Genomic DNA, 26234 nt, shown 5'->3' on the forward strand with positions numbered 1-26234 from the left:
CACTGACGAGGTGATCGCCTGGACCGAACGGCTCGAGGGTCGAAACGGGCCGCGCGGTCCGGTTGCCGAGCTGACGCTGACCGACCGGACGGGTGGCTCGAGCGTCGGGCCGTACGGCACCGCGACCGGTTCGGACGGGCTCAACCTGGGCGTCCACGTGGGTGACGACCTCGATCGCGTCACGGCCAACCGTGCGGCGCTGGCTTCCGCACTCGGGCTGGCGGTCGAGCGCCTCGTGGTCGCCAACCAGGTCCACGGCGTCACCGTCGCCCACGTCAGCGACCCGTGGCCGACGAGGCCGCAGGACGCCGACGCCATGGTCACGACGGTGCCCGACCTCGCGCTCGCCGTCCTGGTCGCGGACTGCGTCCCGGTGCTGCTCGCGGCACCCGACGAGGGGGTCGTCGCCGTCGCGCACGCCGGGCGGCCGGGGATGGCTGCCGGTGTGGTTCCGGCGACGGTCGGGGCGATGCGCGACCTCGGCGGACGCCGGATCGTGGCCCGGCTCGGACCCTCCGTGTGCGGGCGGTGCTACGAGGTGCCGCTCGAGCTGCGCGAGCAGGTGGCGGCCGTCCAGCCGGTCAGCCGGACGTTGACCTGGGCGGGCACGCCGGCCCTGGACGTCGCCGCAGGCGTTCTCTCGCAGCTGGTCGAGCTCGGCGTCGCGGTGCAGCAGCTGCCGGGCTGCACACGAGAGTCGGCGAACCTGTACTCCTACCGCCGCGACGGCCGAACCGGTCGCTTCGCAGGGGTCGCCCGGTTGCGCCCGGCCGAGGTGGGTGCGTGAGCGAGGTCGACCCGCAGCGGCGCGCCGAGCTTGCCGGTCGGCTGCGTGCCGTCCACGACCGGATCGAGCGGGCCTGTGCGGTCGCCGACCGCGACCCGGGCGAGATCACGCTGGTAGTGGTGACCAAGACGTTTCCGGCTGCGGACGTCGTCCGGCTGGTCGAGCTCGGCGTGGCCGACGTGGGGGAGAACCGCGACCAGGACGCCGCTGCCAAGGCCATCGAGGCCGCCGCGGCGCTCGGCGCCGGACAGCGGCCGCCGCGCTGGCACTTCGTCGGTCAGCTGCAGCGCAACAAGGCGGCGTCCGTCGCCCGCTACGCCGACGTGGTGCACTCTGTGGACCGGCTCCCGCTGGCCACGGCCCTCGGCAAGGGCGCGCAGCTGGCCGGGCGCCAGCTTGACGTGCTGCTGCAGGTGTCGCTCCACGACCCCGCCGGCGGCGCCGGACGTGGTGGCGTCCTGCCGTTCGACCTGGCCGAGCTGGCCGCCGCGGTGGCGCGGACGGAAGGTCTGCGGCTGCGCGGGGTGATGGCGGTGGCGCCGCTCGACGCACCGGCGGGGCCGGCCTTCGCCCGGCTCGCCGAGCTCGCTGCCACGCTCCGCGCGGAGCACCCGCAAGCCACCTGGATGTCCGCCGGGATGAGCGGCGACCTGGAGGATGCGGTCGCTCACGGTGCGACACACCTGCGTGTCGGGAGCGCGGTCCTCGGATCACGTCCGTCACTCCGGTAACGTCCAAAACCGTACGCGGGCGCGAGGTGCGCCCCGGACGGACGACGGAGGAGCTGGCGATGTCAGGTGCGCTGCGCAAGACCATGGTGTACCTCGGGCTGGCCGAGGACGAGCACTATGACGACGAGCTGTACGAGGACTTCGACGAGGAGCCCGCACAGCGACCCGAGGTGCCGCGATCGGAGCGCAGCCAGGTCACCCAGCTGCCCGCCCGCTCGCTGGCACGAGTGGTTCCCGGCCCTGGGCACGGGGAGCTGCAGCGGATCACCACGATCCACCCGCGCACGTACAACGAGGCCAAGAACATCGGCGAGTCGTTCCGTGACGGCGTGCCGGTCATCATGAACCTGTCCGACATGAGCGACTCGGACGCCAAACGCCTGGTGGACTTCGCGGCCGGTCTGGTGTTCGGTCTGCACGGCGCCATCGAGCGGGTGACCAACAAGGTGTTCCTGCTGTCCCCGGCCCACATCGAGGTCACGGCCGAGGACAAGGAGCCGGTGAACACGGCTGGCCTGTTCAACCAGAGTTGATCCGTGCAGCTGATCCGGACGCTGCTAGGCCTCGTCGTCCTGGCATTCTTCGTCCTGCTCATCGGGCGACTGGTGCTGGACTGGATCCAGGCTTTCGCCCGTGACTGGCGCCCGCGGGGCGTCTCCCTCGTGCTCGCCGAGGCGATCTACACCGTGACCGACCCGCCGTTGCGCGCGCTGCGGCGGGTCATCCCGCCGTTGCGCATCGGCCAGGTTCAGCTCGACCTAGCATTCATGATCTTGTTCATCGTGACGCTGCTGCTGCTCCAGTTGCTGCGTTGACGCCAGCGGGCCGCCCCCGGCATCCGGGTGCATGTGTCGAGCGTCGAATCGACCTCTGACATGCGCATTCGCTACGGTGGGCGGGCGACCCCAGACACCGAGAGGTGACCACATGCCGCTGAACCCCGAGGAAGTTGTCAACAAGCGCTTCAGCCCGACGAAGTTCCGTCAGGGTTACGACGAGGAGGAAGTCGACGAGTTCCTCGACGAGGTCGTGGCCGAGCTACGACGTCTGAACTCCGAGAACGAAGAGCTCCGCGCCAAGCTCAGCGCGTGCGAGAGCCGCGTGGCCGAGCTGTCCCGCAACGGTGGCCGAGCCCGCGAAGAGGCACCGGCCAGCGGCCCGGTAGCCGTCGTGCCACCCGCACCGGCGCCTGCCCCTGTACCGGCACCGGCTCCCGTCCCGGCTCCTGCTCCTGCTCCTGCGCCGGCCCCGGCACCCGTCCAGGCGCCGGCCGCCGCCAGTGCTGGCGCTGAGGGCGCCGCGGGCATGCTCGCACTGGCGCAGAAGCTGCACGACGAGCACGTCGAGGCGGGCAAGGCCGAGCGCACCAAGATCGTCGGCGATGCTCAGGACCACGCGGCGCGACTGATCCGCGAGGCCGAGGCCAAGCAGCGCGAGACGCTCGGTGACCTCGAGGAGCAGCGTCAGGTGCTGCAGCGCAAGGTCGAGCAGCTGCGCTCGTTCGAGCGCGAGTACCGCAGCCGGCTCAAGGCCTATCTGGAGGACCAGCTCAAGCAGCTCGAGGCGAAGGCCGCAGCCGGGGGCTCGGAGCCGGATTCGTCCGGCACTGGCTCGCAGCCGCAGTCGTCGACGGCGGAGGTGACGCAGCTGCCCACCCGCGGTGCCTACGGCTCCAACGACGCCGACCGCCAGGGCCAGTCCGAGACGCCGAGGTTCCCCTTCGGGAGCTGAACGTCAGGGCCGCATCTCGGTAAGCATGGGTAGCATCGCGCCAGGACCACCGGACTCTTCCGGTGGTCCTGGCGCGTCCCTGCTCGGCGAGTCGCGTTGAGGTCGGTTCAGGTGGCGCCTATCCTTCCGGCACCACGCTGAGCGGTGCGGCTGGTATCCGGTTGGGGCACAGGATCGGTTCGCTTCGCAACGAGGGAGACACGATGGCCAGAACCAGCGTCGCAGGGTCAGCCCGACGCGCGGTCGGGGCCGCCGTGTCCTCGGCGGCCAGAGTTGCGAAGAAGGTCACCCCGGCTAAGAAGGCCACCCCGGCGAAGAAGGCCACCCCGGCTAAGAAGGTGGCTCCGGCTAAGAAGGTGGCTCCGGCTAAGAAGGTGGCTCCGGCGAAGAAGGTGGCTCCGGCCAAGAAGGCCACCCCGGCGAAGAAGGTGGCTCCGGCCAAGAAGGCCACCCCGGCGAAGAAGGTGGCTCCGGCCAAGAAGGTGGCTCCGGCCAAGAAGGTGGCTCCGGCCAAGAAGGTGGCTCCGGCCAAGAAGGCCACCCCGGCGAAGAAGGTGGCTCCGGCCAAGAAGGTGGCTCCGGCCAAGAAGGCCACCCCGGCGAAGAAGGTGGCTCCGGCGAAGAAGGCCACCCCGGCGAAGAAGGTGGCTCCGGCCAAGAAGGTGGCTCCGGCCAAGAAGGCCACCCCGGCCAAGAAGGTGGCTCCGGCGAAGAAGGCGGCCCCGGCCAAGAAGGTGGCCCAGGCGAAGAAGGTGGCTCCGGCCAAGAAGGCCACCCCGGCCAAGAAGGTGGCTCCGGCGAAGAAGGCCACGCCGAGGGCGCTGCGCGTTCGGGAGGACGAGTCCCCGTGGACGGCCGCCGAGCTGCGCGAGGTGCGCAACGAGCTGACTGCGGACGTGACCCGCCTGCAGAACGAGATCTCGCACGCGGAAAGCGACCTGCAGGACCTGCTTCGTGACTCCGGCGACGGCGCCGGCGACGACCAGGCGGACGCCGGCGCGAAGACCTTCGAGCGCGAGCAGGAGATCACGCTGGCGAACAACAGCCGCGAGATGCTCGAGCAGAGCCAACGCGCTCTCGCCCGGATCGCCGACGGCACCTACGGGATCTGCGAGTCCTGCGGCAACCCGATCGGCAAGATGCGACTGCAGGCCTTCCCACGTGCGACCCTGTGCGTGTCATGCAAACAGCGTCAGGAGCGTCGCTGAGCGACGCCGCCCCCCAGCCCGCACGCCCCCGACGGGGTCTGATCGTCGTCCTCGCCGCCGTCGCGGTCGCCGTGATCGTCGTCGACCAGGCAAGCAAGGCGTTGGCGGCGGCCAAGCTCACCCCTGGTGACCCGATCCAGCTGGTCGGCGACCTGCTCCGGCTGGACCTGATCCGCAATCCCGGCGCGGCGTTCTCGCTGGCCACCGGGATGACCTGGGTGCTAACCGTGGTGGCGATCGGCGTCGTGGTCTTCGTCGTCCGGTCCGCCAGGCGCCTGGCCAGCCTGCCGTGGGCAGTGGCGCTCGGCCTGCTGCTCGGTGGGGCGATCGGGAACCTGACCGACCGCCTGCTTCGCGAGCCGGGATTCGCTCGGGGTCACGTGGTGGACTTCATCGCCTACGGACACCTGTTCATCGGCAACGTCGCGGACATCGCGATCGTCGTCGCAGCCGGGCTGATCGTCGTCCTCGGGCTGCGCGGCACGAGCCTGGACGGCCGGCACCCGACCCCCGATCGCAGCGGCCCCCGGACGGACGACGCCGATGAGTGAGTCGACGACCCAGCCGGGTGAGCAGCGCTCGCTTCCCGTGCCCGAGGGGCTGGAGGGCGAGCGCCTGGACGCGGCGATGGCTCGGCTGTTCGGCCTGTCCCGCACCCGCGCCGCCGATCTGGTGGCGCAGGGGCTGGTGCAGCTCGACGGGCGCCCCACCGCCAAGTCGGACCGGGTCAGCGCCGGAGCCTGGCTCGAGGTCACGCTGCCTGGACCAGCCGTCGAACAGCAGATCGTGGTCGAGCCCGTCCCCGGTCTGCGGGTGGTGCACGACGACGACGACATCGTCGTGGTGGACAAGCCGATCGGCGTCGCCGCGCACCCGAGCCCGGGCTGGACGGGCCCGACCGTGGTCGGCGGGCTCGCGGCGGCCGGGTACCGGATCTCCACGTCCGGGGCGGCCGAGAGGCAGGGCATCGTGCACCGCCTGGACGTCGGCACGTCGGGTCTGATGGTCGTCGCCAAGAGCGAACGCGCGTACACCCTGCTCAAGCGTGCGTTCAAGGAGCGCACGGTCGACAAGGTCTACCACGCACTGGTCCAGGGTCATCCCGACCCGCTGCGCGGCACGATCGACGCGCCGATCGGCCGCCATCCCCAGCACGACTACAAGTTCGCGGTGACCGCCGGCGGCAAGGACAGCGTGACGCACTACGAGGTACTGGAGGCGTTCCGGGCGGCGTCCCTGGTCGAGGTGCACCTGGAGACCGGCCGGACCCACCAGATCCGGGTGCACTTCGCCGCGCTGCGCCACCCGTGCGTGGGCGACCTCACCTACGGCGCTGACCCGACGCTGGCCCAGCGGGTCGGGCTCCAGCGCCAGTGGCTGCACGCCATGCGGCTCGGGTTCGAGCACCCCGGCAGCGGCCAGCACGTGGAGTTCGAGAGCAGCTACCCAGCCGACCTGGCTGCCGCCCTCGAGGTGATCTCGGCCGGTTGACGGCGTGTCCAGCCGCGACACGCGGGCTGGCCTGGATCGTTGCCGCGGGTGGCGGGAACTGTCGGTTCGCCGACCTAGACTCGGCCCATGCCGTCGAGCTCCACCCCGTCCCCCGCTGCGTCGTCCGGCGGGCCGTCGTTCGCGCATCTGCACGTGCACACCGAGTACTCGATGCTCGACGGGGCGGCCCGGATCGACGACCTGATGGCCGAGGCGGCCAGGCAGGGGATGCCGGCGGTGGCCACCACCGACCACGGTTACATATTCGGCGCCTACGAGTTCTGGAAGGCCGGCCAGAAGCACGGGGTCAAGCCGATCATCGGGCTCGAGGCCTACCTCACCCCGGGCACGAGTCGCTTCGACCGGACGCGGGTCAAGTACGGCGGCGGCGGCCGCGACGACGTGTCCGGCTCGGGTGCCTACACGCACATGACCATGCTGGCCCGCACCACCGGGGGCATGCACAACCTCTTCCGGATGGCCTCGCTGGCCTCGCTGGAGGGGTACTACTTCAAGCCGCGGATGGACCGCGAGCTGCTGCAGACCTACGGCGACGGCCTGATCGCCACCACCGGCTGCCCGAGCGGCGAGGTGCAGACCAGGCTCCGGCTCGGCCAGTACGACAAGGCGGTCGAAGCGGCGGCCGACTTCCGTGACCTCTTCGGCGCTGAGAACTTCTACTGCGAGCTGATGGACCACGGCCTCGGCATCGAGCGCCAGGTCCAGCAGGAGCTGCTCAGGCTGGCCCGTGACCTGGGCCTGCCGCTGGTGGCCACCAACGACCTGCACTACACCCGCGCCGAGGACGCGAAGGCGCACGCTGCCCTGCTGTGCGTGCAGTCCGGCTCGACGCTGGCCGACCCGAATCGCTTCAAGTTCGACGCCGACGACTTCTACCTCAAGAGCGCGGCCGAGATGCGACACACCTGGCGCGAACTGCCGGAGGCCTGCGACAACACGCTGTTGATCGCCGAGCGGTGCGAGGTCGGGTTCGCCGAGGGCGAGGGCCGGTACATGCCGCGGTTCCCGTGCCCCGAGGGCGAGGACGAGACCTCCTGGTTCGTCAAGGAGGTCGAGCGCGGGCTGCGCGAGCGCTACCCGGCCGGTATTCCGGACGACGTGCGCCGCCAGGCCACGTACGAGACCGACGTGATCGTGTCCAAGGGCTACGCCGGGTACTTCCTGGTCGTCGCGGACTTCATCGGCTGGGCCAAGGAGCACGGCATCCGGGTCGGCCCCGGTCGTGGGTCGGGCGCTGGCTCGATGTGTGCGTACGTCATGAAGATCACCGACCTCGACCCGCTGCAGCACGGCCTCATCTTCGAGCGGTTCCTCAACCCCGAGCGCATGTCGATGCCGGACTTCGACGTCGACTTCGACGAGCGCCGCCGCGGCGAGGTGATCCGCTACGTCACCGAGAAGTACGGCGAGGAGCGGGTCGCGCAGATCGTCACCTACGGCACCATCAAGGCCAAGCAGGCGGTCAAGGACGCCGCCCGGGTGATGGGCTTCCCGTTCGCGATGGGCGAGAAGCTGACCAAGGCGATGCCGCCGGCGATCATGGGCAAGGACATCCCGCTCGCCGGGATCTTCGACCCGCAGCACAAGCGGTACAGCGAGGCCGCCGAGTTCCGCACGCTGCACGACACCGACCCGGACGCCCGCGAGGTGGTCAAGACGGCCCTCGGGCTCGAGGGGCTCAAGCGGCAGTGGGGCGTGCACGCGGCCGGCGTGATCATGTCCAGCGAGCCACTGCTCGACCTGATCCCGATCATGCGCCGCGAGCAGGACGGCCAGATCATCACCCAGTTCGACTACCCGAGCTGCGAGACGCTCGGCTTGGTCAAGATGGACTTCCTCGGGCTGCGCAACCTGACGATCCTGGACGACGCGCTGGCCAACGTGCTGATGAACCGCGACCAGGTGGTCGACCTCGACGAGCTGAGCAAGACGCTCGACGACCCGGCGACGTACGAGCTGCTCGGGCGCGGCGACACGCTGGGCGTCTTCCAGTTCGACGGTGGCCCGATGCGCGCGCTGCTGCGCCTGATGAAGCCCGACAACTTCGAGGACATCTCCGCGGTCGGCGCGCTCTACCGACCCGGGCCGATGGGCGCGAACTCGCACACGAACTACGCCCTGCGCAAGAACAAGCTGCAGGACATCACCTACATGCACGACGAGCTGGCCGAGGCGCTGGAGCCGATCCTCGGCACCACCTACGGCCTGATCGTCTACCAGGAGCAGGTGATGGAGATCGCCCAGCAGCTGGCTGGGTACACGCTCGGCAAGGCGGACCTCCTCCGCCGCGCGATGGGCAAGAAGAAGCGCGAGGTGCTGGACGCCGAGTACGTCGGCTTCGAGTCGGGCATGCAGGTCAACGGCTTCAGCGCGGCCTCCATCAAGTCGCTGTGGGACGTGCTCGTCCCGTTCTCGGACTATGCGTTCAACAAGGCGCACAGCGCGGCGTACGGGCTGGTCTCGTACTGGACCGCCTACCTCAAGGCCAACTTCCCCGCCGAGTACATGGCCGCAGTGCTGACCAGCGTGCGCGACGACAAGGACAAGTCCGCGCTCTACCTCGGCGAGTGCCGCCGGATGGGCATCAAGGTGCTCCCGCCGGACGTCAACGAGTCGATCGCGAACTTCGCCGCGGTCGGCACCGACATCCGGTTCGGCCTGGCGGCGATCCGCAACGTCGGCACCAACGTGGTCGAGGCCATCGTGGCGACCCGGGACAGCGCGGGCGCGTTCACCTCGTTCGAGGACTTCCTGCGCAAGGTGCCGGCGGTGGTGTGCAACAAGCGGACCATCGAGTCGCTGGCCAAGGGCGGTGCTTTCGACTCGCTCGGGCACAGCCGGGCCGGCCTGGTGCGGGTGCACGAGGTCTACGTCGAGTCGATGGTCGACGAGAAGCGCAAGCAGGCCCAGGGGCAGGACTCCCTGTTCGCCGGGTTCGGCGACGAGGCGCCCATCGAGCTCGCGGTTCTCCCGCCGATCCAACCGGCGGAGTGGGACAAGCGCGACAAGCTGCGCTTCGAGCGCGAGATGCTCGGCCTGTACGTCAGCGACCACCCGTTGTTCGGCATCGAGCACGTGCTCAGCAGCGCCGCGGACTGCTCCATCGCGTCGCTGCTGACCGACGAGTCTCGTCCCGACGGCACCACGGTGACCATCGCCGGGATGATCAGCGGTTTGCAGCGCAAGATGACCAAGGCGGGCAACCCGTGGGCCATCGCCACCGTGGAGGACCTCGAGGGCGCCGTCGAGGTGCTCTTCTTCCCGCAGAGCTACCAGACCGTCTCGACCATGCTGGCCGAGGACCTCGTGGTGGTCGTGCGCGGCCGGCTGAACCGGCGCGACGAGGTGCCCACCCTCTACGCGCAGGAGATGTCCATCCCAGACGTCAGCGAGGGGCCGCGCGGTCCGGTGGTGATCGCCATGCCGCTGGCCCGGTGCACGCCACCGGTGGCCGAGCGACTCAAGGACGTGCTGGCGACGCATCCCGGGGTGACCGAGGTGCACCTTCGGCTGACCCAGTCCGGCGAGGCCACGGTGATGCGGCTGGACGACCGGCTGCGGGTGACCGCCGGCCCGGCACTGTTCGGCGAGCTCAAACAGCTGCTCGGGCCGTCCTGCCTGGTCGGGTGATCTAGGTGTAGTTCCTACACAGGTTGTGAGCGTGAAGGCGTAGACGGATAGCGAGGACCTCCAGTACGGAGGGGGTTACGACACCAACCCTCGACTGGAGGTCCTCGTGACTCACGCTAATGCCCCGCTGACGCCTGAGGGGCGTCGACGCCTGGCGGTCCTGATCGTCGAGCAGGGGTGGACGGTCCGTCGTGCTGCGGAGCGGTTGCAGGTCTCGCCCGCGACAGCGGCCAAGTGGGCCCGGCGCTACCGTGATGGCGAGCCGATGACGGACTGCTCGTCTCGTCCAGCGCGGTCGCCGCGGCGCTGCCCGCGCCGCCTTGAACGGCGCATCGTGAAGCTGCGGTACTGCCGGCGTTGGGGTCCGCACCGGATCGGCTATCACCTCGGGGTTCCGCGATCGACGGTTGGTCGCGTCCTGGCGCGTTATCGGATGCCGCTGCTGGTCCACCTCGACCAGGCCACCGGCCTGCCGGTCCGCAAGCCATCGCCGATCCGCTACGAGGCGGCGGCCCCGGGCGACCTGGTCCATGTGGACATCAAGAAGCTGGGCCGGATCCCGGACGGTGGTGGCTGGCGGGCCTTTGGTCGCGACTCCGAACAGCACCGACGCGCCCATGCCAGGACCGAGCGGGCCGGTCATGGTGGCGCGCCGACGTCGCGTGGCTACGTCTTCTTGCACCACGCGGTGGACGATCATTCCCGGCTGGCCTACTCCGAGCCGCTGCCTGACGAGCGCAAGGAGACCGCCGCGGCCTTCTGGGGCCGCGCCAACGCGTTCTTCGCCCAAGCCGGGATCACCGTCCGGGCAGTCATGACCGACAACGGCTCCTGCTACCGCTCACGCGACTTCGCCAACGCCCTCGGGCCCGCCATCAAACACCGACGGACCCGCCCCTACCGACCCCAGACCAACGGGAAGGTCGAGCGGTTCAACCGGACCCTGATCGTCGAATGGGCCTACGCCCAGGTCTATCTCTCCGACCAAGCCCGCGCAGCGACCTACCCCGACTGGCTCCACTCCTACAATCATCACCGACCCCACACCGGCATCGGAGGCCTCGTCCCCGCAGCCCGCGTTCACAACCTGTCGGGGAACTACATCTAGGCCACCTGGTCGTATCCATCGGGTTCCGGCACGTTCTGTCGGTCGCTGCCCATAGACTCGCCCGCGACGCCGGCGCCCCGAGTGCGCCCGTCCATCGCTGAGACCGACGCCTGCCCGGGCGGACGGTCGACCACTGCCTCAGGGGAGTTCCCTGCGGCCACGACTTGGGGGGACCTCCCGTGACCGAGCCTTCTGGCGGCCAGACGCCGCCGCACGACGACGCCCCGACGCAACCGGTCGGCCAGCCGCCGTCGGACCACCCGATGGCTAGCCTGCCGATGGGTTCGACGGAGGTCCTGACCCTCGGCGAGCCCGGGTCCGCGGCCTACGACATCGTCCCGGCCAGCACCGCTGGGCGTCGCCGCGGCGTGGCGATCGGCGCGGGGGTTCTCGCGGTCGCGCTGCTCGGCGGTGCCGCGGCCTTCGCTGCCAGCAAGCTCAGCGGTGGGGGACCGCAGCCGGACGAGGCGGTCCCGGCGTCCGCGGTGGCCTACTTCGGGGTCGATTTCGACCCCTCGTCGGGGCAGAAGATCGACGCGCTGCGGTTCGCCCGCAAGTTCCCGACCGCCGGCGAGAAGATCGGCAAGGACGACGACCTGCGCAAGGCCCTGTTCGACTCGCTGAAGGACGACGGTGGCGTCAAGGGTGACTGGGCCACCGACGTCGCGCCCTGGCTCGGCCAGCGGGCCGCGATCGCGGTGCTCCCGGCGGCGCAGGACGGGGACGACCCCGGCGTCGTGGTGGTCCTCGCGGTGAAGGACGCGGCGAAGGCCAAGGCCGGCCTGGCCAAGGTGTCCGACGGCAAGGCGGCCTGCGAGGTCGACGGCGACTTCGCGGTGTGCGCGCAGGACGCGGCCGTCGCCAAGAAGGCAGTGGCCGACGCCAAGGACAGCCCGCTCTCGGGCGCCAAGAACTACGCCCACGACCAGGACGCCCTCGGCGACCAGGGCATCGTGCACGGCTGGGTCGACCTCGCCGCAGCCAAGCAGGCCGTACCCACCTCGGGCGGTGTGCAGTCCGCGCTGAACGGCGCCGAGCTGACGGGCCGGGTCGCTGTTGCCCTGCGCTTCGACGGCCCGCACCTGGAGCTCGCCGGGCGCACCTTCGGCACCAAGCTGCCGACGGCGGCGGGCAAGGTCTCGATGGCTGAACTGCCGGCGGACTCGCTGGCCGCGATCAGCTTCACCGGCGCCGACAAGAGCGTGCGGCAGGCCTTCGAGGGGGCTCGCAAGGCCGCCGGCGCCGAGCAGCTCGACGCTCAGATCCAGTCCCTGCAGGAGCAGACCGGCATCGCGATCCCCGACGACATCGCCAAGGCGCTGGGGGACCGGGTGAGCCTGGTCTTCGGTGGGATCGACGCGGGCATGCCGCAGATCGGCGCCCGGCTCAGCGGCGACCGCGGCACGCTGGACAAGATCGTCAACGCGGCGGGTGAGCTGGGTGGGCTCAGCCTCGGTAAGGCCGACGCCGGGTCCGACACGGTGCTGGCGTCCACCCAGGCCTACGCTGACCAGGTGGCCAAGGGCAAGGGGCTGGCTTCGGCCAAGGCGTTCAAGGACGCCGTGCCCGACGCGTCCGACGCCCAGGCCGTGGTCTTCGTGAACATCGGCGAGCTCGTCGCGAGGCTGGGCGACCAGATGGACCTCAGCGCCGAGAACCGCAAGGACCTCGAGCCACTGGCGTCGCTCGGCGTGAGCGTCACGCGCGACGGGGGCGACGCGACGTTCAACGTGCGGTTGGCGACCAAGTAGGCACGAGGTTCGGAGAGGACCGCTTGAGCATCAGCGCAGTTCTGCAGCCGGCTGCCAGCCCCGACCGGGGCTGGCGGCCGGCCAGCAGGCTGTTGGCGTCGGCCCTGCTGCTCGCGCTGGTCGGCGGCGCCCTGCTCGGCGTTGCCTGGAGGCTGCTGGCCCCGGTGCCCGGGGTCCAGGTCATCGAGGGTGCCGTCTACCTGCAGGGGCACGCCGAGCTGGAGGCCGCCCAGGACGGGTGGCTGGCGGTCGTCCTGGGGCTGGCCGGTGTCCTGGTGGCCACCATGCAGGCCGTGCGCGCGCGCGAGCCGCAGGCGGCCCGCGCGGTGCTGGCGGTCGTGGCCGTCGGTATCGCCGGGGTGGTCGCCTGGCAGGTCGGGCAGCTGCTCGGCCCGGAGACACTTCGCCACCAGCTGGCCGTGCACGAGGCGCACCTGCGCACCCCGCTGCGACTGCACTCGGCGGGCGTCCTGCTCATCGGCCCGATGCTGTGCGCCGTGACCCGCTGCCTCGCCGCGCTGTTCAGCACGCCGAACCGGCCGAGCTAACCGGAGCTGACCGGAGCGCTGACCGGAGCTGACCGCCCGCGCGGCCAGCCGCCGCTAGCCCTGATCGGGTGCCCGGCGAGCCAGGTCGACTGCCGGCACCGAAGCCGCCACCTGCCACAGCACCCGCTCGCGGCGAAGCAGGCTCAGCGCGCGACGCAGCCGGACCCGCGCGTCCGGTGCCGCCAGCAGGTTCTGCCGCTCAGGCAGGTGCAGCAGCATCGATGCGGTCACCACGTACGACAGCAGCACCGGATCCTCGAGCGCCGACGAGGACGCGGTGCCGTCGCGACCCATCCCGAGCCGCTCGCAGTACATCAGGAACTCTGTGCGGACCTGCTCGGTGAGAGCGGGTTCCACGACGGTGCTCGGTTCGTCCAGCCACTCGACCTGGCCGGTCAGGTAGGCGGTGCCGGCGTCCCCGTCCAGCGCGTCCAGCCGGAAGCGCTCGCGGCCGACCGTTACGAGGTCCAGCGTCCCGTCGGCGTTGCGGTCGATCTCCAGCACCTCCGCCGCACAGCCCACGTCGTACAGCTCGGCCAGCCGGTGCGCGCCCACCTCGTGGCCGCGGCGGATGCCGAGCACACCGAACCGGCTCACCGAGCCGTCGCGGCCGTCCGGGTGGGAGGCGTCATCCAGCACGTCACGGACGAGGTCGAGGTAGCGAGGCTCGAACACGTGCAGCGGAAGCACCTCGCCGGGCACCAGGACGGCACCGAGCGGGAAGAGCGGCAGGCGCTGGCTCACCGTCCCACCCTAGGCACAGACCTGCCGAGCCACCCGCGGGCGACCAGCTCGACCACCACGACCACGGCCACCGACTGGACCATCAGCAGCTCGACCAGCACGACCAGCTGCACGGCGGCCGCGTCGATCGGGCTGGCACCGCCGAGCAGCATGCCGACGAAGGCGCCAGGCAGCGTGACCAGTCCGACGGTACGGGTCTGGTCCAGACCGGGCACCAGCGCGAGCGCGGCGTCGTCCCGGGCGACGAGCAGCGCGGCGTCGCGGGAGGTCAGCCCGACCGACAACGCCGCCTCGTACTCGCCGCGGCGCGACGCGAGGGCATCCAGCGAGCGCCGTCCGGCCAGCACGGTGGCCGTCATCGCCCCGCCGATCAGGATGCCCCCGATCGGCACCACCGCCACCCCCTCGAAGGGCACCAGGCCGGTCACCAGGACCAGGGCGAGCGCGGGCAGCGCACCCGCCACCACCGGCAGCGCCGCCCAGGCGCCTGAGCGGTCCTGAGTCAACCGCCTCGCCGCGGTCAGGCTGGCCACAGACACCATGAGCGCCACGAAGGCGAGCATCAGCGGTCGCGAGTCCAGCACCGCAGCGATGACCAGGGCGACCACCAGCAGCTGCACCAGCGCCCGTCCGCTGGCGCGCAGCGCCGCCCAGCCGTGCCCGAGCGAGCCGAGGGCGTTCACCGCAACGGCGGCAGCGACGCTGACCGTCACGACCACGACCAGCGCGACCCGCGAGGCCGTGCTGTCCAGGCTGATGATCGCGTCCGCCCGGACCGACGCCACTGCAGTGATCGTGACCACGACCGCAACGTACAGCGGTCCTGCGCCGCAGATGTTCGCATGCTGGACGCGTCCCACTGGGACCTGGTCGTTCTGACCTACCATGTCCGGGTGATCGCGCGTACCGACCTGCGCGGACGCCCGTTGGACACGGCGTCGTTGCGGCAGGTGCTGCCCCGGGGCGAGTTCGACGTCGAGGCTGCCCTCGTGGCCGTCCGACCGATCTGCGACCAGGTCCATCACGGCGGGGCGAGGGCGCTGCGCGAGCTCGGCGAGCGGTTCGACGGGGTGCGCCCCGAGCAGCTGCGCGTCCCCGGCGACGCGTTGCAGGCCGCGCTCGCGCAGCTCGACGGGGCCGTCCGGGCCGCCCTGCAGGAGTCGATCCGGCGAGCCCGGCTGGTGCACCGCGACCAGCGCCGTCAGGACGTCACCACCCAGGTCAGCGCGGGCGGACGGGTCACCGAGCGGTGGATCCCGGTCGGCCGGGTCGGACTGTACGCGCCGGGCGGGCTCGCCGTGCTGGCCAGCAGCGTCGTGATGAACGCCGTCCCCGCCCAGGAGGCCGGGGTCCCCTCGATCGCGCTGGCCAGCCCGCCGCAGCGCGAGAACCCCGCCCGGTTCGCCGGGATGCCGCACCCGACCGTGCTCGCCGCCTGCGCGCTGCTGGGGATCGACGAGGTGTACGCGGTCGGCGGCGCCCAGGCGATCGCGATGTTCGCCTACGGCGCCCGCGAGGACGACGGCACCGTGGTCTGCGAGCCGGTCAACCTGGTCACCGGGCCGGGCAACATCTACGTGGTCGCGGCCAAGCGCCTGCTCAAGGGCCTGATCGGCATCGACTCCGAGGCCGGCCCCACCGAGATCGCCGTGCTGGCCGACGACAGCGCCGACCCGGTCCTGGTGGCCGCCGACCTGATCAGCCAGGCCGAGCACGACCCGATGGCCGCCTCCGTGCTGATCACCCCGGACGCGGAGCTGGCCGACGCCGTCGAGGCCGAGCTGGCTGTCCAGGTGGCCGCGACCAAGCACACCGAGCGGGTGCGCCAGGCGCTGTCCGGACGCCAGTCGGCGATCGTCCTGGTGGACGACCTGGACGCCGGGCTGGTCGTGTGCGACGCCTACGCCGCCGAGCACCTGGAGATCCACACCCGGGAGCCTGCCGCGGTGGCCGCCCGGGTGCGCAACGCCGGGGCGATCTTCGTCGGTCCGTACGCGCCGGTGTCGCTCGGCGACTACCTGGCCGGGTCCAACCACGTGCTGCCCACCGGCGGCTGCGCGTGTCACTCCAGCGGCCTGTCCGTGCAGTCCTTCCTGCGCGGCGTGCACGTCGTCGAGTACGACCGCGCGGCGCTGGCCGAGGTCGCCGACCACGTGGTCGCGCTCGCCGACGCCGAGGACCTCCCCGGGCACGGCGACGCCGTCCGGGCACGCGCCCGCGACCGCGGGTGAGCGGGCTCCCTAGACTCGACCACGTGCGCCCCACTGCCACCGGATCGGGTCTCGACGCGCTGCCGCTGCGCGCCGACCTGCGTGCACGCGTCCCGTACGGCGCGCCGCAGGTCGACGTCCCCGTCCGACTGAACACCAACGAGTGCTCCTACCCGCTGCCGGAGCCGGTGGCGATGGCCGTCGTGGAGTCGGTGGCGCGCGAGGTGCGTGGGCTGAACCGCTACCCCGACCGCGAGTTCACCGCCCTGCGCGAGGCGCTCGCCGGGTACCTGGGCCACGGCGTCGAAGCGGCCCAGGTGTGGGCGGCGAACGGGTCCAACGAAGTGCTGCTGCACCTCTTCCAGGCCTTCGGTGGGGCCGGGCGCACCGCGCTCGGCTTCACGCCGGCGTACTCGATGCACCCGAACATCGCCGCCACCAGCGGCACCGGGTGGGTGGACGGGCACCGCGGCGCCGCCGCCGGGCCGTTCGAGCTCGACGCGAAGGACGCCGCCGAGCAGGTCGCCCGGCACGACCCCGATCTGGTCATGCTGTGCTCGCCGAACAACCCCACCGGCACGGCGCTCGGGCTGGACGTCGTCCGCGCGGTCTACGAGGCGAGCGACCGCGCCGTCGTGGTGGTCGACGAGGCCTACGAGGAGTTCGCCCGGCCCGGCACGCCCAGCGCCCTGACGCTGCTGCCCGGCCGGCCGCGGCTGGTGGTCACCCGGACCATGAGCAAGGCGTTCGCCCTGGCCGGTGCCCGGCTCGGCTACCTGGCCGCCGACCCCGCCGTGTGCGACGCGCTGCGCCTGGTCCGGCTGCCGTACCACCTGTCCACGCTGACCCAGGCCGCGGCGCTCGTCGCGGTGCAGCACGCAGCCGACCTGCTCGGCACGGTGGCCGCGCTGCGCGAGCAGCGCGACCGGATCGTCAGCGAGTTGGCCGCGCTCGGGCTGGACCCGGTGCCGAGCGACGCGAACTTCGTGCTCTTCGGTGGTCTGCGCGACCCCGCGGGCACGTGGCAGCGGCTGCTCGAGCACGGCGTCCTGATCCGCGACGTCGGCATCGAGGGCCACCTGCGGGTGACAGCGGGCACCCCTGCCGAGACCACCGCGTTCCTGACCGCCCTGACCGCCACGCTCCAGGAGTCCTCGTGACCGAGCAGCAGACCGACCCGACGTCCGGCCGCCGGGCCAGCCTCGACCGCGGCACCGGGGAGTCGACGGTGCACGTCGAGCTCGACCTCGACGGCAGCGGACGGTCCAGCGTGAGCACCGGCGTCGGCTTCTACGACCACATGCTGGCCAGCCTCGCCAAGCACGCGCTCTTCGACCTGACGGTGCAGGCCAGCGGGGACACCCACGTGGACGCGCACCACACCGTCGAGGACGTCGCCATCGTGCTCGGTGAGGCGCTGCGCGAGGCGCTGGGCGACAAGGCGGGCATCGCCCGGTTCGGCGACGCCACGGTGCCGCTGGACGAGACCCTCGTGCAGGCCGTGGTGGACGTCAGCGGCCGCCCGTACTGCGTGCACACCGGTGAGGCCGAGGGGCAGCAGTACGTCGTCATCGGCGGCCAGTACGTCGGTTCGCTGACCCGGCACGTGTTCGAGACCCTCGCGCACCACGCCGGCATCGCCCTGCACGTGCGGGTGCTTTCCGGTCGAGACCCTCACCACGTGGTCGAGGCGCAGTTCAAGGCCGTCGCTCGCGCGCTGCGGGCCGCTGTCGCGCCGGACCCGCGAGTCGGCGGCGTGCCGAGCACCAAGGGTGTGCTGTGAACCGGGACCACCCATGAGCGCACCAGCTGTGCTGGTCGTCCTGCGTGGGCGGCTGGACGGCGTCCGGTCCTGGGCCGGGTCCGGGTTCGTGCCGGTGTGGATCGTCCCCGACGTGGCGTGGACGCTGGTGGTGCCGGCTGGTGCGGCGCTCTCGGCGCCGCCGTACGACGACCCGGTGGCGCTGCTCGGCGGCCGACCTGTGCCCGGTCGGCTACGCCCGGTGCTACGGCTGGTCGCCGACGGGCCGCGGGCGGTCGTGACCGTGCAGCGGGGTCGGCACGGAGGTGTGCGCTGGCTGGCCTGGTCCAGCGGCGTCGGCCCGCACCGGGTGGACGACCAGCCGCTGGCCACGCTCGACGTGCTCGCCGACACGGCCGGCGTGGGCGAGTCCGACCGGACGGACCGCCGCGGCGAGCTCCGGGCGGCGCTTCGCCCGGACGACCGCACCGGCGCCGACGTGGTGGACGACCTCGTGCGTGCCCTCGCGCTGCCGGGCGCCGGACTCGTGCTGGGGGCCGTGCACGCCGGTGACCTGCCCGGCGCCGTCCGAGTCGATCCCGACGCCCGGCTCGTGCAGCGCTTCGACAAGTTCGCCGCCGACGAGGCGGAGCTGTCCGCCCAGCTCGAGGACGGGCAGTGAGCGCCGCGCAGGTCGTGGTGCTCGACTACGGCTCGGGGAACGTCCACTCGGCGGTCCGCGCGCTGGAGCGGGCCGGCGCCCAGGTGCAGCTGACGGCCGACCGCGACGCGGTGCTCGGCTGCGACGGGCTGGTGGTGCCCGGGGTCGGCGCCTTCTCGGCGGTGGTCGCCGGTCTGGCCGCGGTGCACGGGCCTGAGCTGGTGGACCGCCGGCTCGCCGGCAGCCGACCGGTGCTCGGCATCTGCGTCGGCCACCAGGTCATGTTCGAGCGCTCAACCGAGCCCTTCGCGGCGGGCCCGCTGGACGGGCTGGGGGAGTGGCCCGGCACGGTCGAGCGGCTCCCCGCGGACGTCGTCCCGCACATCGGCTGGAACACCGTGGCCGCCGCGCCGGGCTCGGTGCTGTTCGAGGGCGTCGAGACCGAGCGCTTCTACTTCGTGCACTCCTACGCCGTCCAGCGCTGGCTGCTGGAGTCGCACGACGGCCGAGTCGCGCACTTCGCCACGCCTCGGGTCAGCTGGTCCGAGCACGGCGCGCGGTTCGTGGCCGCGGTCGAGAACGGACCGCTGTCGGCCACCCAGTTCCACCCGGAGAAAAGCGGCGACGCCGGCGCGCAGCTGCTGCGCAACTGGGTCCGGTCCCTGTGAGTCGCCACCGATCCAGTCGTCCCCACCTCGAGGAGATTCCCCGTGTCCGGTGAGCCGAGACTCCAGCTGCTGCCCGCCGTCGATGTCGCGGACGGCCAGGCCGTCCGGCTGGTGCAGGGCGCGGCGGGCAGCGAGACCTCGTACGGCGACCCGCTGGCCGCCGCTCTGGCCTGGCAGCAGGACGGGGCCGAGTGGATCCACCTGGTCGACCTGGACGCCGCGTTCGGTCGGGGGTCGAACCACGAGCTGCTCGCGGAGGTCGTCGGCCGGCTGGACGTCGCGGTCGAGCTGAGCGGCGGGATCCGCGACGACGAGTCGCTCGAGGCGGCCCTGGCCACGGGGTGCGTGCGGGTCAACCTGGGCACCGCCGCCCTGGAGGACCCCGAGTGGACGGCCCGCGCGATCGCCAGCCACGGCGATCGGATCGCCGTCGGTCTCGACGTGCGGGGCACGACGCTGGCCGCGCGCGGCTGGACCCAGGACGGGGGCCAGATCTGGGACGCGCTGGAGCGGCTGGACCGCGACGGTTGCGCCCGCTACGTGGTCACCGACGTCACCAAGGACGGAACGCTGCGCGGCCCGACCACCCAGCTGCTGCGCGACGTGTGTGCCCGCACCAGCGCGCCCGTGGTGGCCAGTGGCGGGGTGTCCAGCCTGGACGACCTGGCGACGCTGCGCATGCTGGTTCCCATCGGGGTGGAGGGAGCGATCGTCGGCAAGGCGCTGTACGCGCAGGCGTTCACGCTGCCCGACGCGCTCGACGTGGCGGGTCGGCCGTAAGGTCGGGCGACATGGCCCGCCCACCGGTTCTGACCCCTCGCGCCGAGGACTTCCCCCGCTGGTACCAGGAGGTCCTCGCCAAAGCGGAGGTGGCCGAGAGCGGGCCGGTCCGCGGCAGCCAGGTGATCCGCCCGTACGGGTACGCCATCTGGGAGCGGATGCAGGCCGAGATGGACGGGCGGATCAAGGCGGTCGGGGCGCGCAACGCCTCGTTCCCGCTGCTCATCCCGCAGAGCTACCTGCATCGCGAGGCCGAGCACGTCGAGGGCTTCAGCCCCGAGCTCGCCGTGGTCACGCATGCCGGCGGCAAGGACCTCGAGGAGCCGGTGGTGGTCCGGCCGACGTCCGAGACGGTGATCGGCGAGTTCATGGCGAAGTGGACGTCCAGCTACCGCGACCTGCCGCTGCTGCTGAACCAGTGGGCCAACGTGGTGCGCTGGGAGCTACGCCCGCGGCTGCTGCTGCGCACCAGCGAGTTCCTCTGGCAGGAGGGGCACACCGCGCACGCCACCCAGGCCGACGCGGCCGGCTACGCGCGACGGGTGCTGCACGAGGTGTACGAGGACTTCATCCGGTCGGTGCTCGCGGTGCCGGTGGTGGTCGGGCGCAAGACGGTCCGCGAGCGGTTCGCCGGAGCGACCAGCACGATGACGCTCGAGGCGATGATGGGTGACGGCAAGGCGTTGCAGATGGGGACCAGCCACGAGCTCGGGCAGAACTTCGCCAGGGCCTTCGGGATCGACTTCCTGGACTCCGACGGTGAGCGCAAGCTCGCCTGGACGACGTCCTGGGGGACCTCGACCCGGATGCTCGGCGGCCTGATCATGACGCACGGCGACGACGCCGGACTGCGGGTGCCGCCCTACCTGGCCGCGCTGCAGGCGCTGGTGACCGTCGTCAAGGACGGCGAGGGCGTCCCGGACGCCGCTGCCCGGTTGGTGGACGACCTGTCCGCCGCCGGGGTGCGGGTCGAGCTCGACGACCGGGTCGACACCCCGTTCGGGCGGCGCGCGGTGGACGCCGAGCTGAAGGGCGTGCCGGTGCGCGTCGAGGTCGGGCCACGCGACCTGGCGCAAGGCACTGTGACGCTGGTCCGACGGGTGCCCGGCACGAAGGTCGCGACGCCGCTGCGCGAGGTCGCCGACGCGGCCGTCCGAGCGCTTGTCGAGGACCACCGGACGCTGTACCAGGAAGCTCTGGTCCGTCGCGAGGCGGCCACCCAAGAGGTGTCCACCGTGGACGAGGCGATCGAGGCCGCGGCCGCCGGGTGGGCGCGGATCCCGTGGGCCACGCTGGGCGTCGAAGGAGAGGCGCTGCTGGCGGCCCGCGGGATCACGGTGCGCTGTCTGGTCCGACCGGACGGCGGTGTTCCCGAGTCCGACGACGAGGCCGGCGCGGTCGCCGTCGTGGCCCGGGCGTACTGATGGACCAGGGTCCGACTGACTCCGCGGGACTGCCGTGGCAGGGGCGCACGCTTCCCGGCGGTGGGTTCGACGGGGACGACGGAGGCGCCGATCCCGTTGTGACGCAGGCGCTCGCCGCCCTGGGCGAGGGGTCCGGCAGCGTAGCCGCCGTGGTGCGAGAGCTGGCTGCGTCGAGGCTGCTGGTGCCCGTGGTCGCGGTGCTCGGCGAGGGCGTCGAGGCCAGCCACGGTCCGGCCGACAAGAGCGCTGACATGGCGCTCGTGACGCTGACCGGTAACGACGGTCGACGAGCCCTCCCGGTGTTCAGCAGCCTGGAGTCGTTGGCGCGGTGGGACCCCAGCGCCCGGCCCGTACCCGTGCCGTGTCGTCGGGCGGCCGTCTCGGCGGTGGCCGAGGGGTGCGAGCTGATGGTGCTGGACCCCGCCGGTCCGGTCACCTTCGTGGTGTCCCGCCCCGCACTGTGGGCCATCGGGCAGGGCCGGCCTTGGACCCCGGCGCACCAGGACCGTGAGATCGCCACGGTGCTCGGCGAGGTCGCGGAGCAGGTGCCGGGGGTGGTCGGGCTGCGCAGCGAGCCGGGTACCGACGCCGAGCTGCTCGTGGTCCTGCTGCTGGCCCCGGGGCTCGCCGACGACGTGGTTCGCGGCGCAGCGGCGACGGTGGCCGAGCGGCTGCAGGCCAGTGAGCTGCTGCGCGAACGGGTCGACGGGATCCGGCTCAGCCTCGCGCCGGCCGGCTGAGCGGGCCTGGGGCAGCGGGTCGACCCTCAGGCCGACAGCGCGGCCCGGATGTCGTCCGCGATCGCCTCGGGCTTCGTGGTCGGCGCGTAGCGGTCGATCACCTGACCGTCCTTGCCCACCAGGAACTTGGTGAAGTTCCACTTGATCTTGTCGCCCAGCAGGCCGCCCTTCTCGGTGCGCAGCCAGGCGAACACCGGGTGCGCCTGGGGGCCGTTCACGTCAACCTTCGAGAACAGCGGGAAGGTCACGCCGAAGTTCCGCTCGCAGAACTGCGCGATCTCGGCCTCGTCGCCCGGCTCCTGACCGCCGAACTGGTCGCACGGGAACCCGAGCACGCTGAAGCCCTGGCCGCCGAACGTGTCGTGCAGCTCCTGCAGGCCTTGGTACTGCGGGGTGAACCCGCACTGCGACGCGGTGTTCACGACGAGGACGACCTCGCCACTGAAGGTGGAAAGGTCGACGTCGGAGCCGTCGATCGAGCGGGCGGTGAAGTCGGTCAAGGCGGTCATCAGGGCAGTCTGCCAAGCGATGTTCGGTGTCCCGCACTCGGGTCCGCGCGGCATCGCTTCGGCGTGCTCCCCGGCCTTATCGTGGTGGCGATCTTGCTGTCCCAGTTCGACTTCTCGTTCACCTCGTTCATCACTCTGCGGTTTCTGAAGGTGATCTACATCGTGCTGGTCGTGATCTCGCTGCTGGCCGGGCTCTCGCTGTTCTACGTTCTGCTGGCCAGGATCTACCTCGAGATCGTGGAGTTGTTCTTCAGGATCGGGGAGAACACCACGATCCTGGCCAGGGCGGCGGCCGGTGAGGCGCCGGCCTCGACCAGCTGAGAGCGCGGTGGCGGACCGCCGATGAGTCGACCTCGCGTCGGCGGTCTGCACACCCGACCGATTCACCACGACGAAGGAGCTGCACGCCATGGGCCGGATCACCATCACCACGTTCGTCTCGCTGGACGGTATCGCGCAGGGCCCTGGTGGCCCGGAGGAGGACCGCAGCGGAGGCTTCGACCGCGGCGGCTGGTCGGTACCGTTCGGCGACGAGGACTTCGGGACGTTCGTCACCGGGGTCTTCGAGCATGCCTCCGCCTTCCTGCTCGGCCGACGGACGTACGACATCTTCGCCGGGTACTGGCCCGAGCACGACGACGAGACCGACCCGATCCCGAACAAGCTCAACCGGCTGCCCAAGTACGTGGCGTCGTCCACCCTGACCGCGCCGACCTGGCAGGGCACGACCGTCCTCGCCCCGGACGACCTGGCCGGACGGGTCGCCCGGCTCCGCGCGGAGACGGACGACGAGCTTCAGGTGCACGGCAGCCTCGGGCTGGCCCAGTGGCTGCTGGCCAACGCACTTGTCGACGAGCACCACGTGCTGACCTTCCCGGTGGTTGTCGGTGCAGGACGACGGTTGTTCGCGGACGGCGCGCCGGCCACGGCGATGCAGCTGTCCAACCTCTCGTCCACCGCCGCCGGGGTCGTCATCGCCTCGTACCGGCCGACCGGACCGGCGCAGTTCGGCAGCTACTGAGGCAGCGCACCGGCCAGCGCCACGGAGCGCGGCGCGGTCGGTCGGTGCCGGCCCGGTCGTCGCCGGGTGACAGACTCCCGGAGTGCCGCTGACCCCCTACCGCCGCGTACTCGCGGTGCCCGGGGTCCCGTCGCTGACGCTGCTGGGCATCGTGGCTCGCATGCCGAACGCCGGGACCGGCGTGATCGTGACGGTCCACGTCGTGCAGACGCTCGGGCGCAGCTACGTGGCAGCCGGCCTCGTCGTCGCGGCCCTGACCATCGGGACGGCGATCGGCGCGCCCTGGCGCGGCCGGATGGTCGACCGGCTGGGCTTGCGACGGGCGCTGCTGCCGTCCCTGCTCGCCGAGGCGGTGGTGTGGTGCAGCGCGCCCTGGTTGTCGTACTGGTGGCTGGTCGGCGCCGTAGCCGTCGGCGGGTTGTTCTCGCTGCCGGTGTTCACCGTGATCCGGCTCGCGCTGTCGGCGATGGTGCCGGCCGAGCTACGGCGGACGGCCTTCTCGCTGGACTCCGTCAGCGTCGAGGTCTCCTTCATGGTCGCGCCGGCGCTCGGCATCCTGGTCGCGACGCACATCTCGACGACCGTGGCGCTGATCGCACTCGGCACGACGTCGGTGCTGGCCGGCATCGGTCTGATCGTGATGAACCCGCCGACCCTGACGCCTGAGGGAAAGGCCCGGGCCGCGGGCCACCCGTCGATCGCGATCGTCGACGGCCCGAAGCCGAAGATCCAGGTGACCTCGCCGCTGGTGCTCGTGCTGGTGGCGACCTCCGCGGCCACGGTCGTGCTGGCCGGCACGGACGTCTCGATCATCGCCAGCCTGCGTTCGACCGACCAGCTCGGCTGGACCGGCCTGGTGGCGTCGGTCTGGGCGTTCGCGTCATTGCTGGGCGGCGTGGTCTACGGAGCCATCCCGCGCTCCATCCCGCCGACCTGGCTGCTGCTCGGCCTCGGCGCCCTGACCATCCCGGTGGCGCTGTTCAGCGGACCGCTCGCACTGTGCCTGGCGATGTTCCCGGCCGGGTTCCTGTGCGCTCCGGTCATCACCGCCACCGCCGAGGTGATCGCTGAGCTGGTGCCTGAGCAGGTTCGCGGCGAGGCGATGGGGTGGCACGGCTCGGCGCTGACCGCGGGGATCGCTGCCGGCGCGCCGCTGGCTGGGTTCGCGATCGACAAGGTCGCACCCTGGGCCGGCTTCGTGACCGTAGGCGTGGTGGGCACCGTGGTGGCGGTGGTCGGCCTGGCGACGCTGTCGGGACGTGCCAGGTCACCCGACCGTCCGGGGGCTAGGCCAGAAGGTCTGCGCGGAACGTGAACTCAGCGGTGGTGCCCCGGCGCGTCTGCGCGAGCACCTGCACCCGATTCGCACCGGACGTGGGCTTGAACGGGCCCGCGACGACGCTGCCCGTCGTCTCGCTCGGGCGCAGCCCGAACGAGCGCCTGCCCGGCTCGCGCTGGTCCGGACGGACCGACCAGCTCCACGAGCCGAGAAGGGTGTCGTCCGCGAAGACCGAGATGCGGACCTGCTCGAGGTCCAGCGCGCTGGTCATCCCGAAGCTCACCCGCAGCGCCTCCAGCCCGTCCACCGGGAACTCCAGCACCCCTGAACCCTGGACCGTCACGTCGACCCGGCCGGGCGCGCCCTTGCTGGTCGCCTCGCTCACCGGGGCAGCGCCGGCAGCTCCGGTCAGCGTGTACGTGGCCGGCTCGACGGTTCGATAGTCGTGCTGGGAGGTCAGCGAGGTCTCCACGCGAACCGGCGGCCGCCTTCCAGCGGCGCGCACCCGGGCGCTCGGTCCCGGGTCACGGGACGCCACGACCGTCGTCCAGGTGTTGCCCAGCGGCTCGACCAGGTGGACGTACAGCCCCGCGCCGTCCAGCATCCGCTTCAGTCGGGCCACGTCGAAGACGGTCACGTGGCCGAGGATCGCCTCCAGCCGACCGTGTAGCGGGACGGAGAACAGCAGGTCCGCGCCGTCCGGCAGCGCATCGGCGAGGACCTTCAGCGCGAGCTCGGGGTCCGGGACGTGCTCGAGCACCTCGCAGCACACGACGAAGCTGGCTTCGGACGCCTCGAGCTGGCTGCGCTGGAGTTCGTAGAGGTCGCCGTAGTCCAGCCGCACGTCGGCGTCAGCGAACCCGTTGACGTCCAGGACCTCGCGGGCTGCCCTGGCGTGCCAGCGCTCGATGTCCACGCCGTGGTAGCGGGCGATCCCGCAGTCGCGCAGCAGCAGTGCGGCCAGGTAGCCGCGGCCGAACCCGATGTCGAAGAGCCGGTCGCCGGGCTGGGCCAGGTCCATGACCCGGCGGAAGCGCAGCCGGTTGGTGTCTGTCTCGTACTGCTTCAGCGAGCGCGTGGGTGGGTGCGCCGCGTTCTGTACCGTGTCCAGCCCGTACTGGCGCCAGGCCTCGAGCTCGTCGGCGAACACCGTCGCGGCGGCCTTGGCGGTCAGTCGCTCGTAGGCCCCCACGAGCTGCCACCCGGCGCGGACGGCGGCGGCCTCGCTCGGGTCGCTGACCTCGCGGTCCAGTACCGGCGGGGTGGGCGGTGCGTCGGGCCTTGACCGGATCCAGGCGGCCTCTTTCGGCCCGGTCTTCGCCGGCGTGGCTACTCGCAGCTGCCTGCCCAGCATCCTTCGCACGCGGGAGATGGTGCGCCCCCACGATCTGGTCGAATCGTTTACCGCGCAAGCAGTCATGGGACGGCACTGTAGCTGCTGATCGCGGGTC

27 protein-coding genes are annotated in these 26234 nt (G+C 71.8%); 23 read left to right on the top strand and 4 right to left on the bottom strand.

Going from position 1 to position 26234, the window contains the following annotated elements; translation table 11 throughout:
- Positions 1-10 precede the first annotated feature (10 nt).
- From pgeF to ACPPVT_RS08930, 12 genes are all read left to right on the top strand, one after another.
- Entirely contained in the window at positions 11-787 is a 777-nt protein-coding gene (pgeF, locus tag ACPPVT_RS08875; protein ID WP_426566633.1) for a peptidoglycan editing factor PgeF, read from the top strand.
- On the top strand, positions 784-1518 hold the full coding sequence (locus tag ACPPVT_RS08880) for a YggS family pyridoxal phosphate-dependent enzyme (protein WP_426566634.1): 735 nt from the start codon (positions 784-786) through the stop codon (positions 1516-1518). Before pgeF ends, ACPPVT_RS08880 begins: the two co-directional genes overlap by 4 nt.
- Before the next feature lie 59 nt (positions 1519-1577).
- A complete protein-coding gene (locus tag ACPPVT_RS08885) occupies positions 1578-2051 on the top strand; it encodes a cell division protein SepF (protein ID WP_426566635.1) in 474 nt (157 codons plus the stop codon).
- Positions 2052-2054: 3 nt separating this feature from the next.
- Positions 2055-2333: a YggT family protein gene (locus ACPPVT_RS08890; protein ID WP_426566636.1), complete on the top strand. Its 279-nt coding sequence runs from the start codon at positions 2055-2057 to the stop codon at positions 2331-2333.
- A 112-nt stretch (positions 2334-2445) separates the two neighbouring features.
- Positions 2446-3249 (top strand): DivIVA domain-containing protein, encoded by an 804-nt coding sequence (locus ACPPVT_RS08895; protein WP_426566637.1) that lies wholly within the window; start codon positions 2446-2448, stop codon positions 3247-3249.
- Between the two features lie 203 nt (positions 3250-3452).
- Positions 3453-4457 (top strand): TraR/DksA family transcriptional regulator, encoded by a 1005-nt coding sequence (locus ACPPVT_RS08900; RefSeq protein WP_426566638.1) that lies wholly within the window; start codon positions 3453-3455, stop codon positions 4455-4457.
- Positions 4430-5008 carry a signal peptidase II gene (gene lspA / locus ACPPVT_RS08905; protein WP_426566639.1) on the top strand — a complete coding sequence of 193 codons (579 nt, stop codon included), beginning with the start codon at positions 4430-4432 and terminating at the stop codon, positions 5006-5008. Before ACPPVT_RS08900 ends, lspA begins: the two co-directional genes overlap by 28 nt.
- The gene (locus ACPPVT_RS08910; RefSeq protein ID WP_426566640.1) at positions 5001-5948 is read left to right on the top strand and encodes an RluA family pseudouridine synthase; all 948 of its coding nucleotides are present in this window, start codon (positions 5001-5003) and stop codon (positions 5946-5948) included. The genes lspA and ACPPVT_RS08910 overlap by 8 nt, the downstream gene beginning before the upstream one ends.
- Positions 5949-6035: 87 nt before the next feature.
- Positions 6036-9599 (top strand): DNA polymerase III subunit alpha, encoded by a 3564-nt coding sequence (gene dnaE / locus ACPPVT_RS08915; RefSeq protein ID WP_426566641.1) that lies wholly within the window; start codon positions 6036-6038, stop codon positions 9597-9599.
- 106 nt (positions 9600-9705) lie between these two features.
- Positions 9706-10707, top strand: a complete 1002-nt coding sequence (locus ACPPVT_RS08920) for an IS481 family transposase (RefSeq protein ID WP_426562277.1) — start codon at positions 9706-9708, stop codon at positions 10705-10707.
- A 179-nt stretch (positions 10708-10886) separates the two neighbouring features.
- A complete protein-coding gene (locus ACPPVT_RS08925; RefSeq protein ID WP_426566642.1) occupies positions 10887-12458 on the top strand; it encodes a DUF3352 domain-containing protein in 1572 nt (523 codons plus the stop codon).
- Between the two features lie 23 nt (positions 12459-12481).
- A complete protein-coding gene (locus ACPPVT_RS08930; protein ID WP_426566643.1) occupies positions 12482-13006 on the top strand; it encodes a hypothetical protein in 525 nt (174 codons plus the stop codon).
- A gap of 54 nt (positions 13007-13060) precedes the next feature.
- Here the strand turns inward: ACPPVT_RS08930 and ACPPVT_RS08935 are convergent, their stop codons facing one another.
- Positions 13061-13750 (bottom strand): LON peptidase substrate-binding domain-containing protein, encoded by a 690-nt coding sequence (locus ACPPVT_RS08935; RefSeq protein WP_426566644.1) that lies wholly within the window; start codon positions 13748-13750, stop codon positions 13061-13063.
- Positions 13747-14502, bottom strand: a complete 756-nt coding sequence (locus ACPPVT_RS08940; protein ID WP_426567105.1) for an ABC transporter permease — start codon at positions 14500-14502, stop codon at positions 13747-13749. The genes ACPPVT_RS08935 and ACPPVT_RS08940 overlap by 4 nt, the downstream gene beginning before the upstream one ends.
- Positions 14503-14643: 141 nt before the next feature.
- Between ACPPVT_RS08940 and hisD the strand changes: the two genes are divergently transcribed.
- Genes hisD through ACPPVT_RS08980 form a run of 8 tightly spaced genes read left to right on the top strand, consistent with a single transcriptional unit; the run spans position 14644 to position 21974 of the window.
- The gene (gene hisD / locus ACPPVT_RS08945) at positions 14644-15981 is read left to right on the top strand and encodes a histidinol dehydrogenase (protein ID WP_426566645.1); all 1338 of its coding nucleotides are present in this window, start codon (positions 14644-14646) and stop codon (positions 15979-15981) included.
- A gap of 23 nt (positions 15982-16004) precedes the next feature.
- Positions 16005-17120, top strand: coding sequence for a histidinol-phosphate transaminase (locus tag ACPPVT_RS08950; protein ID WP_426566646.1), 1116 nt, complete (start codon positions 16005-16007; stop codon positions 17118-17120).
- Positions 17117-17743: an imidazoleglycerol-phosphate dehydratase HisB gene (gene hisB, locus ACPPVT_RS08955; protein WP_426566647.1), complete on the top strand. Its 627-nt coding sequence runs from the start codon at positions 17117-17119 to the stop codon at positions 17741-17743. Before ACPPVT_RS08950 ends, hisB begins: the two co-directional genes overlap by 4 nt.
- Positions 17744-17756: 13 nt before the next feature.
- Positions 17757-18383: a hypothetical protein gene (locus ACPPVT_RS08960; RefSeq protein WP_426566648.1), complete on the top strand. Its 627-nt coding sequence runs from the start codon at positions 17757-17759 to the stop codon at positions 18381-18383.
- A complete protein-coding gene (gene hisH, locus ACPPVT_RS08965) occupies positions 18380-19030 on the top strand; it encodes an imidazole glycerol phosphate synthase subunit HisH (RefSeq protein ID WP_426566649.1) in 651 nt (216 codons plus the stop codon). Before ACPPVT_RS08960 ends, hisH begins: the two co-directional genes overlap by 4 nt.
- A 42-nt stretch (positions 19031-19072) precedes the next feature.
- Entirely contained in the window at positions 19073-19810 is a 738-nt protein-coding gene (gene priA, locus ACPPVT_RS08970) for a bifunctional 1-(5-phosphoribosyl)-5-((5-phosphoribosylamino)methylideneamino)imidazole-4-carboxamide isomerase/phosphoribosylanthranilate isomerase PriA (RefSeq protein WP_426566650.1), read from the top strand.
- An 11-nt stretch (positions 19811-19821) separates the two neighbouring features.
- Positions 19822-21234 (top strand): proline--tRNA ligase, encoded by a 1413-nt coding sequence (gene proS, locus ACPPVT_RS08975; RefSeq protein ID WP_426566651.1) that lies wholly within the window; start codon positions 19822-19824, stop codon positions 21232-21234.
- Positions 21234-21974 (top strand): SseB family protein, encoded by a 741-nt coding sequence (locus tag ACPPVT_RS08980; RefSeq protein ID WP_426566652.1) that lies wholly within the window; start codon positions 21234-21236, stop codon positions 21972-21974. Before proS ends, ACPPVT_RS08980 begins: the two co-directional genes overlap by 1 nt.
- Positions 21975-22000: 26 nt before the next feature.
- Here the strand turns inward: ACPPVT_RS08980 and ACPPVT_RS08985 are convergent, their stop codons facing one another.
- A complete protein-coding gene (locus tag ACPPVT_RS08985) occupies positions 22001-22483 on the bottom strand; it encodes a glutathione peroxidase (RefSeq protein WP_426566653.1) in 483 nt (160 codons plus the stop codon).
- Between the two features lie 63 nt (positions 22484-22546).
- On the opposite strand from ACPPVT_RS08985, the gene ACPPVT_RS08990 reads away from it, so the two are divergent.
- The 3 genes from ACPPVT_RS08990 (at position 22547) to ACPPVT_RS09000 (ending at position 24819) form a co-directional block, all read left to right on the top strand.
- The gene (locus tag ACPPVT_RS08990; protein WP_426566654.1) at positions 22547-22804 is read left to right on the top strand and encodes a hypothetical protein; all 258 of its coding nucleotides are present in this window, start codon (positions 22547-22549) and stop codon (positions 22802-22804) included.
- Positions 22805-22892: 88 nt separating this feature from the next.
- Positions 22893-23504, top strand: coding sequence for a dihydrofolate reductase family protein (locus ACPPVT_RS08995; RefSeq protein ID WP_426566655.1), 612 nt, complete (start codon positions 22893-22895; stop codon positions 23502-23504).
- 82 nt (positions 23505-23586) lie between these two features.
- Positions 23587-24819: an MFS transporter gene (locus ACPPVT_RS09000; protein ID WP_426566656.1), complete on the top strand. Its 1233-nt coding sequence runs from the start codon at positions 23587-23589 to the stop codon at positions 24817-24819.
- On the opposite strand, the gene ACPPVT_RS09005 is transcribed toward ACPPVT_RS09000, so the two are convergent.
- The gene (locus tag ACPPVT_RS09005; protein WP_426567106.1) at positions 24791-26137 is read right to left on the bottom strand and encodes a class I SAM-dependent methyltransferase; all 1347 of its coding nucleotides are present in this window, start codon (positions 26135-26137) and stop codon (positions 24791-24793) included. The genes ACPPVT_RS09000 and ACPPVT_RS09005 overlap by 29 nt on opposite strands.
- Positions 26138-26234 lie beyond the last annotated feature (97 nt).

It is taken from the genome of Angustibacter sp. McL0619, from assembly GCF_049994355.1.
Lineage (GTDB): Bacteria > Actinomycetota > Actinomycetes > Actinomycetales > Angustibacteraceae > Angustibacter.

What these genes read in the sequence shown, in the direction of transcription:
- ACPPVT_RS09005 (WP_426567106.1), bottom strand. Translation starts at nt 26,137, where the DNA reads ATGCTGGGCAGGCAGCTGCGAGTAGCCACGCCGGCGAAGACCGGGCCG.
- ACPPVT_RS08910 (WP_426566640.1), top strand. Translation starts at nt 5,001, where the DNA reads ATGAGTGAGTCGACGACCCAGCCGGGTGAGCAGCGCTCGCTTCCCGTG.
- proS (WP_426566651.1), top strand. Translation starts at nt 19,822, where the DNA reads ATGGCCCGCCCACCGGTTCTGACCCCTCGCGCCGAGGACTTCCCCCGC.
- lspA (WP_426566639.1), top strand. Translation starts at nt 4,430, where the DNA reads ATGCAAACAGCGTCAGGAGCGTCGCTGAGCGACGCCGCCCCCCAGCCC.
- ACPPVT_RS08895 (WP_426566637.1), top strand. Translation starts at nt 2,446, where the DNA reads ATGCCGCTGAACCCCGAGGAAGTTGTCAACAAGCGCTTCAGCCCGACG.
- ACPPVT_RS08960 (WP_426566648.1), top strand. Translation starts at nt 17,757, where the DNA reads ATGAGCGCACCAGCTGTGCTGGTCGTCCTGCGTGGGCGGCTGGACGGC.
- ACPPVT_RS08985 (WP_426566653.1), bottom strand. Translation starts at nt 22,483, where the DNA reads ATGACCGCCTTGACCGACTTCACCGCCCGCTCGATCGACGGCTCCGAC.
- ACPPVT_RS08980 (WP_426566652.1), top strand. Translation starts at nt 21,234, where the DNA reads ATGGACCAGGGTCCGACTGACTCCGCGGGACTGCCGTGGCAGGGGCGC.
- ACPPVT_RS08995 (WP_426566655.1), top strand. Translation starts at nt 22,893, where the DNA reads ATGGGCCGGATCACCATCACCACGTTCGTCTCGCTGGACGGTATCGCG.
- dnaE (WP_426566641.1), top strand. Translation starts at nt 6,036, where the DNA reads ATGCCGTCGAGCTCCACCCCGTCCCCCGCTGCGTCGTCCGGCGGGCCG.
- ACPPVT_RS08885 (WP_426566635.1), top strand. Translation starts at nt 1,578, where the DNA reads ATGTCAGGTGCGCTGCGCAAGACCATGGTGTACCTCGGGCTGGCCGAG.
- ACPPVT_RS08900 (WP_426566638.1), top strand. Translation starts at nt 3,453, where the DNA reads ATGGCCAGAACCAGCGTCGCAGGGTCAGCCCGACGCGCGGTCGGGGCC.